The organism is Chelatococcus albus, assembly GCF_030067675.1.
GTDB classification, from domain to species: Bacteria; Pseudomonadota; Alphaproteobacteria; order Rhizobiales; family Beijerinckiaceae; genus Chelatococcus_A; species Chelatococcus_A albus.
Genome location: NZ_JASJEV010000001.1, coordinates 274,045 through 292,359 on the forward strand (window position 1 = coordinate 274,045; position 18,315 = coordinate 292,359).

The window sequence follows — 18,315 nt, forward strand, 5'->3', positions numbered from 1 at the left end:
GCAGACAATCATGTGGTCGCCCGCGCGACAACTCGCCACCCGGAGCCTGCGTCGCCCCGACGCTGGCGCCGGGGGCTGCATCGCGCTACCCCTTGGCCCCGAAGGGAGATTGCGAGCCATGGCGACACATATGGCCGACATCGCGGTGGTCGGGGCTGGTCCGGCGGGGCTAGCGGCGGCCATCGCCTTCGCGCGCGAGGGCTTCAGGACTCTGCTCGTCGGCGCGCCCGACGCGCGCAGGGACGGACGCACGGTCGCGTTGCTCGACGGATCGGTGCGCTTCCTCTCCGCCATCGGCGCCTGGGAGGCGATAGCACCACAGGCGGCGCCGCTCGTCACCATGCGCATCATCGACGATACGGGCAGCCTATTCCGCCTGCCGCCGGTCGCCTTCCAGGCGCGCGAGATCGATCTCGGCGCCTTCGGCTACAACATCGAGAACGTGGCACTCGTCGCCGGCCTCGCCGCGGTGGCGGCGGGCTGCGAGGACCTCACCGTCGTTCCGGCCCTTGCCGAGGGCATGCGCATCGAAGGCGCCCATGCCCTGCTCACGCTCGCCGACGGCGCGACGGTGCGCGCGCATCTCGTGCTTGCCGCAGACGGCCGTCGGTCGCGCCTCAGGGAGGCCGCCGGCATCGCGACCCGCGACTGGTCCTATCCGCAGGTGGCACTCACGGCCGTGCTCACGCATTCGCGCGACCATGCGGAGGCGTCAACGGAGTTCCATACCCGTTCGGGTCCCTTCACGCTCGTGCCGCTCCCCGGCCGGCGTTCGAGCCTCGTCTGGGTCGCGAATCCGGCTGTGGCGGAGCGTCTCGCAGCGCTCGACGACACCGCCTTCGCCCGCGCTGTCGAACGCCAGGCCCATTCGCTGCTCGGCAGCATGGCAGTGGACGGACCGCGCGGCGCGGTTCCCATGTCCGGCCTCTCGGTCTCCCGCTTCACGGCGCCGCATCTGGCGATCGCCGGCGAGGCCGCGCACGTCTTTCCACCCATCGGCGCACAGGGCCTCAACCTCGGCCTGCGCGACGTGGCCGCCCTGCGCGATGCGGTGGCCGACGCGCGCGACGCCGGCGAGGACATCGGCGGCGTGGCCGCCCTCGCCGCCTACGAGCGGAGCCGCGGCCTCGACGTCCGCATGCGCACGGCGGCCATCGATACCCTCAACCGGACACTCCTCAGCGATTTCCTGCCGCTCGACCTGCTGCGCGGCGCCGGGCTCCTGGCGCTCGACCTCATCGGCCCGTTACGGCGCACGGTGATGCGGGAGAGCCTCGTTCCGCGCCTGTCCACGCCCCGCCTGATGCGGGCGCCGGTCATGGACACCGCCGGTGTCGCCTTCTGAGCATGCAGGCACGACCTGCCGCCACGGCCGCGTATCAGGCCACGGGCACGATCTCCTCGTCGTTCTCCCCCGCCGCGGGGACGCGGCGCACATCGCCCTGAGGATCGCGGAACGGCGGCGCGATCGGCACGGTCGCGGCCGGCATGCGCTTGCCGGAGGGTTCCTCGACGTGGCCGGCAAAGAGGCCGCGCGCGTGGAAATGCGGATCGGCGACGGCTTCGGCGAGCGAGGCAACGATGGTGCAGCAGCAGTCGAGGGGGCCGAGAACGGCCTCCCAGTGGGCGGCAGTCTCCCGCCGCACGATGTCGGCGATCGCCCGCCGGGTCGCCGCCGCGTCGAGGCGGTCGTCCCGGAACGGCCGCGGCAGGCCGATGCCCTCGCAGAAGGCCGCCCAGAACTTCTCCTCGAGCGCCCCGACCGCAAGAAAGCGATTGTCCTTCGTCGCATAGAGCGCGTAACGCGGCGAGCCACCCGCCAGGAAGTTCTCGCCCGCCCCCGGAAAGTGGCCCGTCGCGCGGCCTTCCGCCAGGCCATACCAGGCAAAGGTGAACATGGCGTCGGCCATGGCGATGTCGATGTAGGACCCCTCACCCGTTGTGTCGCGCCGCCTCAGGCCCAACAGGATGTTGATGACGGCGGGCATCGCGCCGCCGCCGATGTCTGCCACGAGCGCCGGCGGGACGACAGGTGTCTCAGGCGTTCCGGGGGACAGGGAGAGGAGCCCGGTCACGGCGGCATAGTTGAGGTCGTGGCCCGCTTCGCCCGCGCGAGGGCCCGTCTGGCCGTAACCCGTGATCGAGCAGTAGACGATGCGCGGATTGACGGCCCGGACCGCCTCGTAATCGAGGCCGAGGCGCTTCATGACCCCCGGGCGAAACTGCTCGACGAGCACGTCCGCCCGCTCGACGAGGGGCATCAGGCGCTCGCGCTCGGCCTTCTGCTTGAGGTCGAGCACGACGCTTTTCTTTCCCCGGTTGAGCACGGCAAAGGGGGCCGAGGTCGCGCCGAAGCGCGGCGGAAAGCCGCGCATGTCCTCGCCGCCGGGTTTCTCGATCTTGATCACCTCGGCGCCGGCCTCGGCCAGCATCAGGGTCGCGAGCGGGCCCGGCAGAAGCGTCGTGAAATCGAGGACAAGGAGATCGCTGAGGGGCGGCAGGAGCATTCGCACACTCACGACGGAAAGAGGTCGTGAGGCATCTTGCCCGTCTTGATGAGCCAGAGGAAGGCCATCAGCGTCACCATCGAGGCGACCGTGCCGAGCAGGATGCAGGCGGAGGCACGCTCCATGCCCACCTTGTAGTGCGCCGACAGGACGAAGATGTTCAACGCCGGCGGCAGCGCCGCCATCAGGACGGCCGCATAGACCCACACCGGATCGAAATCGCCGAGCCCGGACAGCACCACCCACACGAGAAGCGGATGGGCGACGAGCTTCACGGTAACGAGAATCGGCACCTCGATCGGCAGCTTGCGCATGGGCCGCAGGGCCACCGTGACACCGAGGATGAAGAGCGCGCAGGGCGCGGCGGCATTCGCCAGCCAGCTCACCATCTTGTCGGCGAAACCCGGCAGCTCGAACCGCGCATAGCTCGCCAGCACCCCTACGGCAGTCGCGATGTTGAAGGGGTGGGTCACGACACGCCGGGCCACCTCGCGGGCCGTCGCGGCGACGCTGCGCTTCTCCACCCCTCCGATCGTCATGAGGAAGGGCACGAGCGTGAACAGGAGCGCATTGTCGAAGACGAAGATGAGCGCCACGGGCGGGCTCGCCGCCGTGCCGAGCGCGGCCAGGACGAGTGGGGGGCCCATGTAGCCGATGTTGGAATAGGAGCCGGCGACCCCCTGCAGCGTCGCCTGCGGCAGATCCCCGCGCGAAAGGAGGAGGCCCGTCACGAAGGACGACGCGAAGATGCAGAAGGTCGTCAGCGTCGTCGCCAGGATGAAGTGCCAGTTGGCGAGTTCCTGTAGCGGCGTCGAGGCGATGAGCCGGTAGAAGAGTGGAGGCAGCGCGACGAAGACGACGAAGAACTGCATCCACGCGAGCCCCTCCGCCGGCAGCTTCACCACCTTCCCGCAGAGGAACCCGAGTGCGATCAGGCCGAAGAACGGCGCGACGAGGCTGACGAGCCCGGCGAGATCGGCCATGTGGAGTTCCGGTCGTAGCGAACTGGTGCGGCTCGACAGGTCTTTACCGGTTCCGCAGGTCATGGCAACGCATCAGGCCTGCGGTGGCCGCGCCTCCGCCGGACCGCCAGCGCATGGCTGGTGCCGCTTTCGGCGACGAGACGACGTCCCTCCGTCACAAGACCTATGGACGAGGCCGCCGCAGCGACCATACTGCGCTGCAACATGACCGATCGGAGGGATCGCCCGTGAAGCTGCCGCGCCAGTTCTACCGCCCGCTCGCCCTCGGCGCGCCGGAGCCCTATCGCGAGCTGCCCGTGCGGCTCGAGCGCATGATCCACTTCGTCCCGCCGCATATCGAGAAGGTGCGCGCCAAGGTGCCGGAACTCGTGGGCCAGGTGGACGTTGTGCTCGGCAACCTCGAGGATGCCATCCCGGCCGATGCGAAGGCCGCGGCGCGCGAAGGCTTCATCGCGCTGGCGAAGAGCATCGACTTCGGCGCGACCGGCCTCTGGACGCGCATCAACGCCCTGAACAGCCCGTGGATGCTTGACGACGTCACGGAAATCGTCGCTGCGGTCGGCGACAAGCTCGACGTGGTGATGCTGCCCAAGGTGGAGGGGCCGTGGGACATCCACTATCTCGACCAGCTCCTCGCCCAGCTCGAGGCCCGGCATGCGGTGAGGCGGCCGATCCTCATCCATGCGATCCTCGAGACGGCGGAGGGCGTCAAGAACGTCGATGCCATCGCCTGCGCCTCCCCCCGGCTGCACGGCATGAGCCTCGGGCCTGCCGACCTCGCCGCTTCGCGCGGCATGAAGACGACACGCGTCGGCGGGGGCCATCCCGACTATAGGGTCCTCGCCGATGCGACCGGCGACGGCTCGCCCCGCATCGCGGCACAGCAGGATCCCTGGCACTACACGATCGCGCGCATGGTCGACGCCTGCCAGGCGAACGGCCTCAAGGCCTTCTACGGCCCCTTCGGCGATTTTTCCGACCCGGAGGCCTGCGAGGCGCAGTTCCGCAACGCCTTCCTTCTCGGCTGCGCCGGCGCCTGGTCGCTTCACCCTTCCCAGATCGCCATTGCCAAGAAGGTCTTCAGCCCGGACGCGGCGGAAGTCGCCTTCGCCAGGCGCATTCTGGAGGCGATGCCCGACGGCACGGGCGCGGTCATGATCGACGGCAAGATGCAGGACGACGCCACCTGGAAACAGGCCAAGGTCATCGTCGATCTCGCCCGCAGCGTGGCGCGCAAGGACCCCGAAATGGCCGCAGTCTATGGCTTGTGAATGAAGACGGCGGCGGACCGCCCGGTTTCGCCGATTGACAGGCGTTCGGCGCGACTTATATGCGCGCCATGAGTATCGATGGACCCATGAAGGCGCGCGTCGCAAAATTCTCGATCGGACAGGTCGTCAGGCACCGCGTCTATCCGTTCCGCGGCGTGATCTTTGACGTCGATCCGGTCTACGACAATACCGAGGAGTGGTGGCAGTCCATTCCCGAGGACGTGCGGCCGTCGAAGGATCAGCCCTTCTATCACCTGCTCGCGGAAAATGCCGAGACGGAGTACATCGCCTACGTGTCGGAGCAGAACCTCGTGCCCGACACCTCCGGCGAGCCGATCCGCCATCCGCAGGTCGAGGATCTCTTCGTGCGGGGCGAGGATGGCGCCTATCGCACGCGCGGCGGCCTCGCCAGCTAGGACCGGCCACCCCTCGCCCTCTTCCCTCGGACCAAACGACAACGCCGGGCCGATGGCCCGGCGTTCTGTTTCAGATCTGTGCGCCAATTACTGCTTTGCCGGCGTCCCGGGGGCGGCGGGAGCCGCCGGGGCGGCACCCGCACCCGCCGCGCCCTGCTGCTGCTCAAGGCGCTTGCGCAGCTCGTCAGAACGCTTCTGGAGCTCCTCCTGCAGCCTCTTCTGCTGTTCTTCGAGCACCTTGGGGTCTATCGGCGCACCGTCGAAGGCCTTGCCGAAGCCCGACAGCGGCACCTGGAAGGTGACTTCGCGCCCGACCTGGTTCTGCACGCTGACGTTGATGTTTGTGCCCTTCTTCATGCTGGCGACGTCGGCTTCCTTCACCTGCGCCTCGGCGAAGCAGCCGTTCGGGAAGCAGATGGCGTAGCGGCCGGCCGTCGGCTGGCCCTGGTCAACCGCAAAGCGGATGCCGGGCTGGAGGATGAGGCCGAGCGGCATGAGGAAGCGGACGACCTTCGTCGGCTCGCCCTTCACGTCATAGACCGCCACGGCCAGAACCGGCTGCCCCTGGTCGGACACGAAGTCGCGCGTCGTGTAGCAGACTTCCTTGTTGGCGGCCTGATCCTTGCCGCAGACCTTGGTCCAGTCGGTCTGCGAAGGCTCGGGCTTGACCTGCACGATCGTCGGGCCGCCGGCGTCCGCACCGGGCTGGGCCGGCTGGGCGGGCTTCTGCTGCTGCTGAGCGGGCTTGGCCGCGGGCTGCGCGGGCTTGGCCGGGGCCGGCTGCTGCGCAAGGGCAATTGTCGGCAAAAATGCGGTCGCGCCGGCGACGAGCGCCGCCGCGAGGCCGAGCGGCGCAGATTTCTTCACGAACGGCATCGAGTGATCCTCTTTCACAAGACCGACGAGCTGGCGCCCGAAGTCGTCCCCGCTGGCCCGATGTCGCGCACGAACGCCGCGGCATCGGCTCTCGCATTCTGGAGCCGCTGGCTTCGGTGCCGAATGAGGCGATTGAATGACACGACTCGCGGCTTCCTTTATCCGGTTCCGCCAAGGCTTTCCAGATCGGACCGGAACCTCGGTGGGGCGTGATAGGGTGAATCAACCGACATTTTCGAATCATCCCGTGGAATGGAGCCCCCCGCGCGCGATGACCGCCGCCTGCCGTTCGATCCGTCCCTATGCGCTTCTCGTCGCGGCGGCACTGTCCTGGCTCGCCGTCCCGCTTGCCCACGCCGCCGAGGGCGCGGCCCGTCACGCCATTGTCAAGCACGGCGAACCCGCCCTGCCGGCCGGATTTACCCATTTTCCCTACGTCAATGTCGCGGCTCCGAAGGGCGGGCGCCTCGTCCAGAGCGTGCTCGGCACCTACGACAATCTCAACCCCTTCGTTCTCAAGGGCATTTCGGCCCAGGGGCTGACCAACCTCGTCTTCCAGAGCCTGATGGCCCGCTCCATGGACGAGCCTTTCTCGCTCTATCCCTCCATTGCCGAGAGCGTGGAACTGCCGGAGGATCGCAGCTTCATCCTCTTCCACCTTGACGTGCGCGCCCGCTTCTCCGACGGCCGGCCGATCACGGCCGAGGATGTGCTCTTTTCCTGGTCGCTGCTGAAGGAGAAGGGCAAGCCCTTCCATCGCGCCTACTACGGCAAGGTGGCGAAGGCCACGGCACTCGACGCGCGGACGGTGCGCTTCGATCTCGCAGACACGAGCGACCGCGAGATTCCGCTGGTGCTCGCCATGATGCCCGTGCTTGCCGAAGGCACGATCGATCCCGAGACGTTCGAGACCGAGACCTACAAGGTCCCCGTCGGCTCCGGCCCTTACGTCGTGGCGGAGTTCGAGGCGGGAAAGAGCATCACCTACCGGCGCAATCCGAATTTCTGGGCCGCGGACCTGCCGGTGAACCGCGGCCTCTACAATTTCGACGAGATCCGCTTCGACTACTACCGCGACGTCAACACCCAGTTCGAGGCCTTCAAGGCAGGCCTCTACGACCTGCGCGTGGAGCAGAGCGCCGCCCGCTGGGCCACGGCCTACGACTTTCCCGCCGTCGCGGAGGGCCGCGTCATCCGCGAGGAGCTGCCGGTCGGCACGCCCAAGCCCATGTCCGGCTTCGCCTTCAACACGCGCCGGACGCAGTTCTCGGACGTGCGCGTGCGCGAGGCGCTTGGCTACCTCTTCGACTTCGAATGGGTCAACCGCAACCTCTTCTTCGGGCTCTACAAGCGCACGGCGAGCTATTTCGCCGGCTCCGACCTGTCCTCCTTCGGCCGGCCGGCCTCGCCCCGGGAGCGGGCGCTCCTCGCGCCCTTCGGGGACGCCGTCCGCGGGGACATTCTCGAAGGCACGTGGTCGCCCCCCGCTTCCGACGGCTCCGGCCGTGACCGAGGGCTCGCCCGCAAGGCGTTCGAGCTCATGGAAGCCGCCGGCTTCGAGCTCGCCGACGGCCTCCTGCGCCGTAAGGCCAGCGGCGAGCCCCTGAGTTTCGAGATCATGGTCGCATCGCGCGATCAGGAGCGGCTCGCCCTCAACTTCGCGCAATCGCTCGCGCGCGCTGGCATCACGGCACGCGTGCGCCTCGTCGACGAAGCCCAGTACTGGAGGCGTCTGCAATCCTTCGACTACGACATGATCCTTTACACCTGGAACGTATCAGCCTCCCCGGGCAACGAGCAGGAAAACCGCTGGAACATGGCGTCCGCCGACCGGCAAGGTTCGCTGAACTATACCGGCGCCAAGTCGCCGGCGATCGACGCCATGATCGCCGCCATGCTCTCGGCGCGGACGCGGGATGACTACGTCGCTGCCGTGCGTGCCTTCGACCGCGTGCTCCTGTCGGGGTTCTACGTCGTGCCGTTGTTTCACGCCCCGAGCCAGTGGGTGGCCCACTGGTCGACGATCTCGCGGCCCGAAACGACACCGCTCTTCGGCACCCAGCCGGAAAGCTGGTGGCGCGCCGGGTCCTGACCGCGCATCATTCGATACCGACGATTCGATCAGGGGCGCGCGGCTGTGACGGCGAGAGGGGCCACGCATCAAACGGTCCAGGCGGGGACGTCCGGTGAGCCCGCGTGGGAGCGCTTGCGCCTGGCGCGGCTGCTCGCCGGCGCCGCGCGACGCGAGCCGACGCGCATCGCCTTTCGAGCGGCGGTGCGCGAGGCGCGGGTGAGCCGCGCGCTTGACGCCAGCCTGCCGCTCGCGGCTGCGGATGCCGCGGTTCGCCGACTGAGCGCCTTCTTCGCGGGACTACCGGTGCAGCGCCAAGCCGCCGTCGGCTTTCTCCTGCCGAACGGACCGGAGGCCTGCATCGGCATCCTTGCGGCGTTGGACGCGGGCCTGCGGCCCTGCCTTCTGCCCTTGGCCTGGCCGGTCGAAACCATTGCGCAAGCGGTCGAGGCGGCTGGCGTCGAAGTGCTCGTGACCGCGGGACGCATCGACCGTCTGGCACCGGCGGAGGACATGTGCCGGCTCGCGGCCGGCTTCTACGGCCTGCGCTTCATCGCGGCCTTCGGCGCCGACGTGCCGGATGGCGTGGCGGCACTCGATGCCATTCTCGCGGATGATGCGCCGCCGCCTGCCATCACGGTGGAGCAGCCCTTTCCGTCACCGGGGATCGTGACCTTCGCCTCGGCGGGCGAGCGCCCCCTGCCCGTCCTGCGCTCGGAAGGCGCACTGGTGGCGGCGACCTTGCCCTTCGTGCTCGCGACGGGACTGACGACCGGCCAGCGTATCGTCCAGCTCCTCGCGCCGGACGATCTCGCCGGGCTCGCGACCGGCCTCGCCGCGGCCCTGATCGGGGGCGCCACGCTGGTCTCGCACGGGCTCTTCGACGCGGCGCGTTTCCTTGACGATCTCGGCGCAAGCCAGCCGACGGTTCTCGTGGCGCCGGGCTGGATGGCGCAATCGATCGACGCGTCGGGGCTGCTGCGCCGCGACGGGACGCTGGTCTGCGCCCTTGTGCATCAGGCCTCGGGCGGCTTCTCCGCCGGCAGCGGCATCGCCGGTGGCGCAGTGGTCGACGTTCTCGCCCTCGACGAGGCCGCGATGCTCGTCGCACGCCGCGACGCGAACGGAGGCTGCGCACTCGCGCTCGGTGCGGTCACGGCCCCGAACGGCGGCACCCGCCCCCTTCTCGAGGTCAGGACCGGCGCGGCCGGCGGCCTCGAAGCCCGAGGTCCGGCCGTCGCCAGCCCGGTTGCGCTATCCCCATCGGCAGCGGTCGACGCCGAGGCCTGGCACGCATTGCCCTTCACCGTCACCGCGAAGGACGGCCGCATCCTGTCGGTCGCGCGCGACGGCGACACGGCGCCGGCCTGAGCCGCGCGCGGGGCGCGGGGCGCCCCCGCACGTGAGCGCCTCGTGCCGGCGGCCGCTTCTGCGCTAGACTGTCTTTCGGGTTTGATGGCGGAAGACACCATGTCGAACGGCCTGCCGAGTTCCGAACTGCTTGCGATCGACGTCGTCTCGGACGTCGTCTGCCCCTGGTGCTTCATCGGCAAGAAGCGGCTCGGGAAGGCGCTGGCGCTGCGCCCGGATGTACTTATCGAGCTGCGCTGGCGGCCCTTCCAGCTCGATCCGACCATCCCGCCAGAGGGCATGGACCGGCAGGACTATCTGACGCGCAAGTTCGGCTCCGCCGCGCGCATCGCCGAGATGCACGCGCATATCGCCGAGACGGGCGCCGCGGACGGCATTTCCTTCCGCTTCGATGCGATCAGGCGCGCGCCCAACACGCTCGATGCCCATCGCCTCATCCGCTGGGCACATGCCGAGGACGTGCAGGACATGGTGGTCGACCGCCTGTTTGCCGCCTATTTCCTCGAGGGCCGCGACATCGGCGATCATGCGGTGCTGCGGGACATCGCCGAGAAGACGGGCCTCGATGGCGGGCGCATCGCTGCGCGGCTTGCCAGCAGCGAGGACAGGGAAGCCGTGCAGGAGGAGATCGCCACAGCCGTGCGCCTCGGCGTCTCGGGCGTGCCCTTCTACATCTTCGGCCGCCGCTACGGGATCTCGGGTGCGCAGTCACCTGCGGTGCTCGCCGCGGCGATCGACCGGGCGCTCGCGGCGCGGGCGGAGCCAGACGCCGGCGACAGGCCGCCCGCCTGAGGCTCGCGAAGCGCGACGGTCCGACGCTTCCCCCTCCGGGATCGCCCCGCCTCAAGCCGCCTTCTTGCGCTCGGCGATCCGCACGAGGTTGCGCAGGATCGCGGTCGTGCCCCTGAGGCGCTGCTCGGGCTTGTCGAAATCGTCGATGAAGACAATGCGCATGTCGGGCCTGACTTTCGCGAGCGTGCCCTGCTCCGCCACATAGGCCACGAGCCCCGCCGGATTGGCGAATTCGTTGTTGCGGAAGGCGACGATGACGCCCTTCGGTCCGGCCTCCACCTTCTCGACATTGGCGCGGCGGCAGAGCGCCTTGATGGAGACGATCTTGAGGAGCTGGTCGACCTCCACCGGCAGCGGGCCGAAGCGGTCGATGAGCTCGGCGCCGAAGGCGTCGATCTCCTGGTCGGTTTCCAGCATCGACAGGCGCTTGTAGAGCCCGAGGCGCAGCTGCAGGTCGGGCACGTAGCCCTCCGGGATCATGACCGGCGTACCGATGGTGATCGTCGGCGACCACTGCTCCTCGCCCGCCTCGTCGACGACGCCGGCCTTGAGCTGGGCCACCGCCTCCTCGAGCATCTGCTGGTAGAGCTCGTAGCCGACCTCCTTGATGTGACCGGACTGCTCGTCGCCGAGCAGGTTGCCGGCACCGCGGATATCGAGATCGTGGCTCGCGAGCTGGAAACCCGCGCCGAGGGTGTCCAGCGACTGCAGCACCTTGAGGCGTCGTTCCGCGGTCGCCGTCAGGGTGCGATTCGCAGGCACGGTGAAGAGCGCGTAGGCGCGCGTCTTGGAGCGGCCAACGCGCCCGCGCAACTGGTAGAGCTGGGCGAGACCAAACATGTCGGCACGATGCACGATGAGGGTGTTGGCGCGCGGGATGTCGAGGCCCGACTCGACGATGGTCGTGGACAGGAGAATGTCGAACTTGCCCTCGTAGAACGCCGTCATGACGTCCTCGAGCTGGCCGGCGGCCATCTGCCCGTGCGCCACGGCAACCTTGGCCTCCGGCACCTGCTGGTCGAGGAAGGTCTTGATCTCGGCCAGATCCTCGATGCGCGGGCAGACGTAGAAGGCCTGGCCGCCGCGGTAGCGCTCGCGCAGGAGCGCCTCGCGGATCACGAGCGCGTCGAAGGGCGTAACGAAGGTGCGCACGGCCAGCCGATCCACCGGCGGGGTCGCGATGATCGACAGTTCGCGCACGCCCGTCAGCGCCAGCTGCAGGGTGCGCGGGATCGGCGTCGCCGAGAGGGTGAGCACATGCACCTCGGCACGCAGCTCCTTCAGCCGTTCCTTGTGGGCCACGCCGAAATGCTGCTCCTCGTCGACGATGATGAGGCCGAGGTCCTTGAACGTGACCCCCTTGCCGAGGAGCGCGTGCGTGCCGACGACGATGTCCAGCGTGCCGTCGGCGATGCCGTTCTTCACCTGCCGCATATCCGCGGCGGAGACGAAGCGCGAGGCGTGCCCGACCTTGACCGGAAGGCCCTGGAAGCGCTCGGCGAAGGTCTTGTGATGCTGGCGGGCGAGCAGCGTCGTCGGCACCACCACCGCCACCTGCTTGCCCGCGAGCGCTGTCGCGAAGGCGGCGCGCAGCGCAACCTCCGTCTTGCCGAAGCCGACGTCGCCGCAGATCAGCCGGTCCATCGGCCTGCCGGCGGCGAGGTCCTCAAGCACGGCATCGATGGCATTCTGCTGGTCGTCCGTCTCCTCGTAGGGGAAGCGCGCGGCGAATTCGTCGTACAGGCCGTCCGGCGGCATGAGGCGCGGCGCCTCCTTGAGAGCGCGGGCGGCGGCCACCTTGATGAGTGCGCCGGCCATCTCGCGGATGCGCTGCTTCAGCTTCGACTTGCGCGCCTGCCAGGCGACGCCGCCGAGCTTGTCGAGCACCACCTCGGTGTCTTCCGAGCCGTAGCGCGACAGGAGCTCGATGTTCTCGACCGGCAGGAACAGCTTGTCGCCGCCGGCGTAGTGAATCTCCAGGCAGTCGTGCGGCGCGCCGGCGGCATCGATGGTCTTCAGCCCGACGAAGCGGCCGATGCCGTGGTCAACATGGACCACGACATCGCCGGCCATGAGGCTCGACACCTCGGCGATGAAGTCCTGCGCGCGCTTCGTCTTGCGCTTCGCACGCACGAGGCGGTCGCCGAGGATGTCCTGTTCACCGACGACGGCGAGGTCGGCCGTCTCGAAGCCCTGCTCGATCCCCCACGCCGCCATCGCCACGACGGCCTTCGGCAGATCCTGCGCCTCGGCGAGCCGTGCGATGGGCTTCACCTGGGTCAGGCCATGGTCGGCGAGCACGTGGCCGAGGCGTTCGCGCGAGCCGTCGGACCAGGCGGCGAGCACGACGCGCTTGCCGGCGGCCTGCAGGTCGCGCACGTGCTTCACCGTCGCATCGAAGACGTTGGCCCCGGCCTGCACCCCTTCCTCCGCGCGCTCGGCGGCGAAGGTGCGGCCGAGCTTGCCACCGGCGTCGACGATCAGGCGTTCGGCGCTCCCGGGCTGGAGGAAGGGCGTGAGGCGGGCGATCCCGCCGTCGGCAAGCCTCGCCGCCCAGTCCTTCGACGAGAGATAGAGCGCGTCTGGCCTCAATGGCTTGTAGGGCGAGCCGCCGCCGGCGTTGCCCTGGTCGAGCACCGCCCGCCGCGCCTCGTAGTAGTCGGCGATCTGCGACAGGCGCTCCCCCGCCGCATCGTCCGCCAGCGCGTCGAAGACGATCGGCGTGTCCGGGACATAGTCGAAGAGCGTGTCGAGATGGTCGTGGAACAGTGGCAGCCAGTGCTCGAGGCCCGGATGGCGGCGCCCCTCGCTCACCGCTTCATACAGGGTGTCGTCGCGCGTCGCCGCGCCGAAGGTCGCGAGATACCCCTGGCGGAAACGCTTGATGGTCTCCGTCGTCAGTTGCGCCTCGCTCATCGGCACGAGGTCGAGCGCACGCAATTGATGCGTGGAGCGCTGCGTCTCGGCGTCGAAGGCACGGATCGACTCGAGCGTATCGCCGAAGAAATCGAGGCGAATCGGTTCCGGCAGGCCGGGCGCGTAGAGGTCAAGGATGCCGCCGCGCACCGCGTATTCGCCGACGTCGCGCACGGTGCCCGTGCGCAGGAAGCCGTTCACTTCAAGCCACGCCACGATCGCGTTCATGTCGACGGCATTGCCGGGGGCGGCCGAGAACGTCTCGCTGGCAAGGCGACTGCGCGGCGGCACGCGCTGCAGCAGGGCGTTCACCGTCGTCAGGAGGACGCGCGGCCGTTCGGTCGAGGACCGGGTGCGCACGAGGCGCGCCAGCGTCGTCATGCGCCGCGCCGTGATCGCCGGATTGGGCGACACGCGGTCGTAGGGCTGGCAGTCCCAGGCGGGGAACGACAGCGCCTCTATATCCGGCGCCACGAAGCCGAGTGCGGCCTCCAGCGCCGCGAGGCGCTGTCCGTCACGTGCCACGTAGACGAGCACGGCCGCGCGGTCGGCCTCCCGCAGGGCATGGGCGAGGTCGGCAACGACGAGCGTATCCATGCCGTCCGGCACGCCGGCAATGGTCGGGCTGTCGCCCCGCTTGAGGGCTTCGATGGCACGGGTGAGCGCAACGCTCATGTCTTCAGGCTCGTCATGCAAGTGCGCTGACCGGACGCGACGCGCCCGGCGGGAGTTCATCGGGTCAGGATGGATTCGGAATGAAATGATCCAAGGTCATCGTGGTCGATTTCAGAAGGTTGGAGTGCCTTGCCGCTCAATGGCCGGCCGGCGGCCTGCCGCATCGGATCTAGACGTGAATCGGGGCGCCGTGCGTATGGAAGGCCTTCACGCGCCGGTAGACCGGCGTGTCGTAGGCTTCGGGCACCGGCCGCTCGCCACTGATCCAGGCGAAGACGTCGTGATCCGGCGCGTCAATGAGATGCTCGAACTCGTCCACCTCGGCCTCGCTCATGTCGCCGATATGGGCATCGGCGAAGCGGCCGAGAATGAGGTCCATCTCCCGGATGCCGCGATGCCAGGCGCGGAAGAGGATGCGGCGGCGGCGGACGTCGAGGTCCGCACTCGTGCGTGTCGTTCCGCTCATCGATCGTCTCCGGAATGCCGGCTTCGTGGCGATGATCGTCGCGAGCCGGAGAGTGGGCGGCTATATAGCCCCTGGTCATTCCGCTGTCAGCCCGCGACCGATTCCCTCGCATGCGCCCGTCCCTGCTCGATCCGCTCTTCGCCCCCCTCGTCGCCCTGCCGGGCGTCGGGCCGCGCATGGGCGCGCTGTTCGACAGGCTGCTGGCGGAGCCCGGGCGGCCGGCGCGCGTGGTCGATCTCCTCCTCCACCTGCCGCACGGCGGCATCGACCGGCGGTCCCGGCCGACCATCGCGGAAGCCCTGCCGGGCGAGATCGTGACGCTCGCGGTGCGGGTCGCGGCCCATCGCCCCTCCCCGCCGGGCCGCTCCCGTGCGCCCTACCGGGTGCTTGTCGAGGACGAGACCGGGGATCTCACGCTCGTCTTCTTCAACGGCAACCGTGCCCGCCTCGAGAAGCTCCTGCCCGTGGGCGAGCAGCGCTTCGTCTCGGGGCGGATCGAGTTCTGGGACGGCCATCGGCAGATGGTGCACCCGGACCGCGTCGTCGACGCGGCCGGCCTTGCGGCGATGCCGCTCGTCGAGCCGGTCTACGGGCTGACGGAAGGGCTCTCGGCGCGATACGTGGCGCGCGTCGCCGGCACAGCCCTCGACCGCCTGCCCAGCCTGCCCGAGTGGCAGGACCTCGCCTGGCTCGCGCGGCAGCGGTTTCCGGGCTTCGGCCCGGCGCTCTGCCAGATCCACCGCCCGCAGGACATGGCGGCGCTCGCGCCCGAGAGCCCTGCACGCCGCAGGCTCGCCTACGACGAACTGCTCGCCACGCAGCTCGCCCTCGCGCTGCTGCGCGCCAGCATGCGCCGCGCCGCCGGCCGCGTGAATGTCGGCGACGGACGCCTGGTCGAAGCGATCATTGCCCGCCTGCCCTTCGCGCTCACGCGCTCGCAGGAGCAGGCGGTGAGCGACATCCGTCGCGACCTCGCCGCGCCGCAGCGGATGCTGCGGCTCGTGCAGGGTGACGTCGGCTCGGGCAAGACGGTCGTCGCCCTCCTCGCCATGGCGAGTGCGGTCGAGGCCGGGCGCCAGGCCGCCATGATGGCGCCGACCGAGATCCTCGCCCGGCAGCATCATGAGCGCCTCGCGCCGCTCGCGGAGGCCGCCGGCATCAAGATCGGCCTCCTGACCGGGCGCGACAAGGGCGCCGAGCGCGCGCGCACGCTGGAAGCCCTGGCCGACGGTCGCCTGCAGCTCGTCGTCGGCACGCACGCGCTCTTCCAGGAAGGCGTCGCCTTCAAAGACCTTGGCCTCGCCGTGGTCGACGAGCAGCATCGCTTCGGAGTGCACCAGCGCCTCGCGCTCGGCGCCAAGGGGGCGGCCGTCGACCTTCTGGTCATGACGGCGACGCCCATTCCGCGCACGCTCGTCCTCACCTATTTCGGCGACATGGACGTCTCGCTCCTCACCGAGAAGCCGGCCGGCCGTCAGCCCATCGTCACGCGGGCCATGCCGCTCGAACGGCTCGACGAGGTGGTCGGCGCCGTGCGGCGCGCCATCGGCGCGGGCGCCCGCGTCTACTGGATCTGCCCGCTGGTCGAGGAGTCCGAGACGCTCGACGTCGCCGCGGCGGAAGAACGCCATGCCGCCCTCCGGCAGGTGTTCGGCGAGCGGGTCGGACTGCTGCACGGCAAGATGACCGGACGCGACAAGGACGCCGTGATGGGCGCCTTCGCCGGCGGCGACCTCGACGTCCTGGTGGCCACGACCGTCGTCGAGGTGGGCGTCGACGTGCCCGAGGCCACCGTCATGGTCATCGAGCATGCCGAGCGCTTCGGCCTCGCACAGTTGCACCAGCTGCGCGGCCGGATCGGCCGCGGCGCCGCCGCTTCCACCTGCCTCCTCCTCTACAAGGGTCCCCTCGGCCCGGTGGCCGAGGCGCGGCTGAGGATCATGCGCGAGACGGACGACGGTTTCCGCATCGCCGAGGAGGACCTCAGGCTGCGCGGCGAAGGCGAGATCCTCGGCACGCGCCAGTCGGGCGCGCCGGATTTCAGGCTCGTACGCGCCGAGATCGACGGCGATCTCATCGCCGCCGCACGCGACGACGCCCGCCTGATCATGGAGCAGGATCCCACCCTGACGGGTGAGCGCGGCAAGGCCTTGCGGCTGCTCCTCTACCTGTTCGAACGCGACGAGGCGATCCGCCTGCTGCGGGCCGGATGAGGCCGCCGCGCGGCGGCGCAGGGCCTCTCAGGCGGCATCGGCGGCCTGCGCCTTGCGCGCGGCGTCGGCGAGCGCCTGCAGGCGCTTCTGCTGCTCGCCCGGCTGGATGAGGCCGGCCGACATGATGAGCTTCGCCGCCTCGTCGACCGACAGGGGCACCTCGATCACGTCCCGGCGCGGCACGTAGAAGAAGAAGCCGGTCGTGGGGTTCGGCGTGCAGGGCAGGAAGACGCTCTGATAGCCGCCCGCCTCCGGCATGCGGGCCGCGAGGTCGCCCGATGGCGGGGTCGAGATGAACACGATCGACCACATACCCGGGGCGGGAAACTGCACGAGCCCCACCTTGCGGAAGGAGGTCCCCGATTGGGAGAATAGCGTCTCGAAGACCTGCTTCACCCCCTTGTAGAGCCCGCGCACCACCGGCATGCGGTCGAGCACGTGCTCCCCGAAGCGCAGGAGGGAACGGCCGACGAGGCTCGCCGTCAGGAAGCCGAGCAGCGTCAGCCCGAGGAAGGCGATGATCAGCCCGAAGCCGGGGATGGAGAACGGCAGGTAGGTGTCGGGCAGATAGGCCGGCGGCACGAGCGGCTTCACCCAGCCATCGACGAGGTTGATCACCCACCAGACGAGATAGGCCGTGATGGCGAGCGGCCCGGCGACGACGACACCGGTCAGGAAATAGTTGCGAATGCGCGCGCCCACCGTGTGGTGGTGACGCCCGCCCGGGGCCGGCATCATCTCCTCGGCGCTCGGCATTGCGGAGGAGTCCTGGGCTGCATCCGTCATCGCTCGGGGCACCTTTGGAATCGGTCGTCGGCATCCTATGTTACGGGCCGGCGTCCGTATCGGCAGAGTTTGCCCCGCCGGCACGGCCGTCGCCAAGTCGAATGCTGCAACGCATCGCGTGACCGATCGTCCTTCCATGATCGACGAGCCGCCGATCCCACACCCGAGCACCCGGCGGCCGGGCTGGCAGCGCACGCTCTACGCCACCGCCGGCTGGCTTTGCGTCGCGATCGGCATCATCGGGCTGTTCCTGCCGCTCCTGCCAGGAACGGTGTTCCTCATTCTGGCGGCGGCCTGCTTCACGCGCTCGTCGGCCCGCTTCGAGATCTGGCTCCTTGCCCACCCCACCCTTGGTCCCTCGGTGCGCGCCTGGCGCGCCACGGGGGCCATTCCGCGCCGCGCGAAATGGCTCGCCTGCGCGAGCCTCCTCGTCAGCTATGCGTTCGTGTGGCTGTCGGGCGCGCCTTCGATAGGCCTCGCCGGGGCGGCTGCGACCATGCTCGCCGTCGCGGGCTACATCATTTCGCGCCCGGAGCCGGCGCCGCGGCCCTGAACGGCACCATCAGCCCGCCCCTTTGCCCCACGAAGGGTCGTCCCCACATCTCCCGCGGCGAGGTGATGCCCCGCGGAGAATCGAGGGCCGACAGGACAAGAGCATGATGATGACAGGGTCTTCGCCCGTTCCGCGGGTCGTCGATTCGCGGATGGGACTGCCGGTCTTCCTCAGGAGTCGCCGTCCGCGGTGGCAGCGTGTTCTCTTCGCGGCCGCCGGCAGCCTTTTCCTCGCCCTCGGGCTCGTCGGGCTCGTGATGCCCCTTCTGCCCGGCGTCGTCTTCCTCACGCTGGCCGCAGCCTGCTTCAGCCGCGCCTCGACACGTTTCGAGATCTGGCTGCTCACCCGCTCCTGGCTCGGGCCGCTGCTGCGCCGCTGGCAGCTCCCCAGCCGGCGAGCAGCCGGCTGAAGGCAACGCG

Annotated in this window: 15 protein-coding genes; 9 read left to right on the forward strand and 6 right to left on the reverse strand. The window is 69.5% G+C overall.

Features of this window, described 5'->3' with window-relative positions; translation table 11 throughout:
• Window positions 1–118 precede the first annotated feature (118 nt).
• The gene (locus tag QNA08_RS01235) at window positions 119–1,345 is read left to right on the forward strand and encodes a UbiH/UbiF family hydroxylase (RefSeq protein ID WP_283738863.1); all 1,227 of its coding nucleotides are present in this window, start codon (window positions 119–121) and stop codon (window positions 1,343–1,345) included.
• Window positions 1,346–1,379: 34 nt separating this feature from the next.
• On the opposite strand, the gene QNA08_RS01240 is transcribed toward QNA08_RS01235, so the two are convergent.
• Window positions 1,380–2,507, reverse strand: a complete 1,128-nt coding sequence (locus QNA08_RS01240; protein ID WP_283738864.1) for a CaiB/BaiF CoA transferase family protein — start codon at window positions 2,505–2,507, stop codon at window positions 1,380–1,382.
• 8 nt (window positions 2,508–2,515) lie between these two features.
• A complete protein-coding gene (locus QNA08_RS01245) occupies window positions 2,516–3,490 on the reverse strand; it encodes an AEC family transporter (RefSeq protein WP_283738865.1) in 975 nt (324 codons plus the stop codon).
• Window positions 3,491–3,717: 227 nt separating this feature from the next.
• Between QNA08_RS01245 and QNA08_RS01250 the strand changes: the two genes are divergently transcribed.
• Window positions 3,718–4,761, forward strand: a complete 1,044-nt coding sequence (locus QNA08_RS01250; RefSeq protein ID WP_283738866.1) for an HpcH/HpaI aldolase/citrate lyase family protein — start codon at window positions 3,718–3,720, stop codon at window positions 4,759–4,761.
• 86 nt (window positions 4,762–4,847) lie between these two features.
• Window positions 4,848–5,177, forward strand: a complete 330-nt coding sequence (gene hspQ / locus QNA08_RS01255; RefSeq protein WP_283738867.1) for a heat shock protein HspQ — start codon at window positions 4,848–4,850, stop codon at window positions 5,175–5,177.
• An 87-nt stretch (window positions 5,178–5,264) separates the two neighbouring features.
• On the opposite strand, the gene QNA08_RS01260 is transcribed toward hspQ, so the two are convergent.
• Window positions 5,265–6,053, reverse strand: a complete 789-nt coding sequence (locus tag QNA08_RS01260; RefSeq protein WP_283738868.1) for an invasion associated locus B family protein — start codon at window positions 6,051–6,053, stop codon at window positions 5,265–5,267.
• 271 nt (window positions 6,054–6,324) lie between these two features.
• Between QNA08_RS01260 and QNA08_RS01265 the strand changes: the two genes are divergently transcribed.
• From QNA08_RS01265 to QNA08_RS01275, 3 genes are all read left to right on the forward strand, one after another.
• Window positions 6,325–8,145 carry an extracellular solute-binding protein gene (locus QNA08_RS01265; protein WP_283738869.1) on the forward strand — a complete coding sequence of 607 codons (1,821 nt, stop codon included), beginning with the start codon at window positions 6,325–6,327 and terminating at the stop codon, window positions 8,143–8,145.
• Between the two features lie 114 nt (window positions 8,146–8,259).
• Entirely contained in the window at window positions 8,260–9,495 is a 1,236-nt protein-coding gene (locus QNA08_RS01270) for an AMP-binding protein (protein WP_283738870.1), read from the forward strand.
• 99 nt (window positions 9,496–9,594) lie between these two features.
• Window positions 9,595–10,287 carry a DsbA family oxidoreductase gene (locus QNA08_RS01275; protein WP_283738871.1) on the forward strand — a complete coding sequence of 231 codons (693 nt, stop codon included), beginning with the start codon at window positions 9,595–9,597 and terminating at the stop codon, window positions 10,285–10,287.
• A gap of 51 nt (window positions 10,288–10,338) precedes the next feature.
• Here the strand turns inward: QNA08_RS01275 and mfd are convergent, their stop codons facing one another.
• Both mfd and QNA08_RS01285 read right to left on the reverse strand, forming a co-directional pair.
• Complete coding sequence (gene mfd / locus QNA08_RS01280) at window positions 10,339–13,878, reverse strand: transcription-repair coupling factor (RefSeq protein WP_283738872.1); 3,540 nt, start codon at window positions 13,876–13,878, stop codon at window positions 10,339–10,341.
• Window positions 13,879–14,047: 169 nt separating this feature from the next.
• Window positions 14,048–14,344 carry an FAD assembly factor SdhE gene (locus tag QNA08_RS01285; RefSeq protein ID WP_283738873.1) on the reverse strand — a complete coding sequence of 99 codons (297 nt, stop codon included), beginning with the start codon at window positions 14,342–14,344 and terminating at the stop codon, window positions 14,048–14,050.
• 110 nt (window positions 14,345–14,454) lie between these two features.
• On the opposite strand from QNA08_RS01285, the gene recG reads away from it, so the two are divergent.
• Entirely contained in the window at window positions 14,455–16,557 is a 2,103-nt protein-coding gene (gene recG / locus QNA08_RS01290) for an ATP-dependent DNA helicase RecG (RefSeq protein WP_283738874.1), read from the forward strand.
• Between the two features lie 27 nt (window positions 16,558–16,584).
• Here recG and QNA08_RS01295 read toward each other — a convergent pair whose 3' ends face one another.
• The gene (locus tag QNA08_RS01295) at window positions 16,585–17,313 is read right to left on the reverse strand and encodes a DUF502 domain-containing protein (protein ID WP_422679843.1); all 729 of its coding nucleotides are present in this window, start codon (window positions 17,311–17,313) and stop codon (window positions 16,585–16,587) included.
• A gap of 148 nt (window positions 17,314–17,461) precedes the next feature.
• Here QNA08_RS01295 and QNA08_RS01300 point away from each other — a divergent pair, with 148 nt between their 5' ends.
• Complete coding sequence (locus tag QNA08_RS01300; RefSeq protein ID WP_283738875.1) at window positions 17,462–17,896, forward strand: YbaN family protein; 435 nt, start codon at window positions 17,462–17,464, stop codon at window positions 17,894–17,896.
• 103 nt (window positions 17,897–17,999) lie between these two features.
• Entirely contained in the window at window positions 18,000–18,305 is a 306-nt protein-coding gene (locus QNA08_RS01305; RefSeq protein ID WP_283738876.1) for a YbaN family protein, read from the forward strand.
• Window positions 18,306–18,315 lie beyond the last annotated feature (10 nt).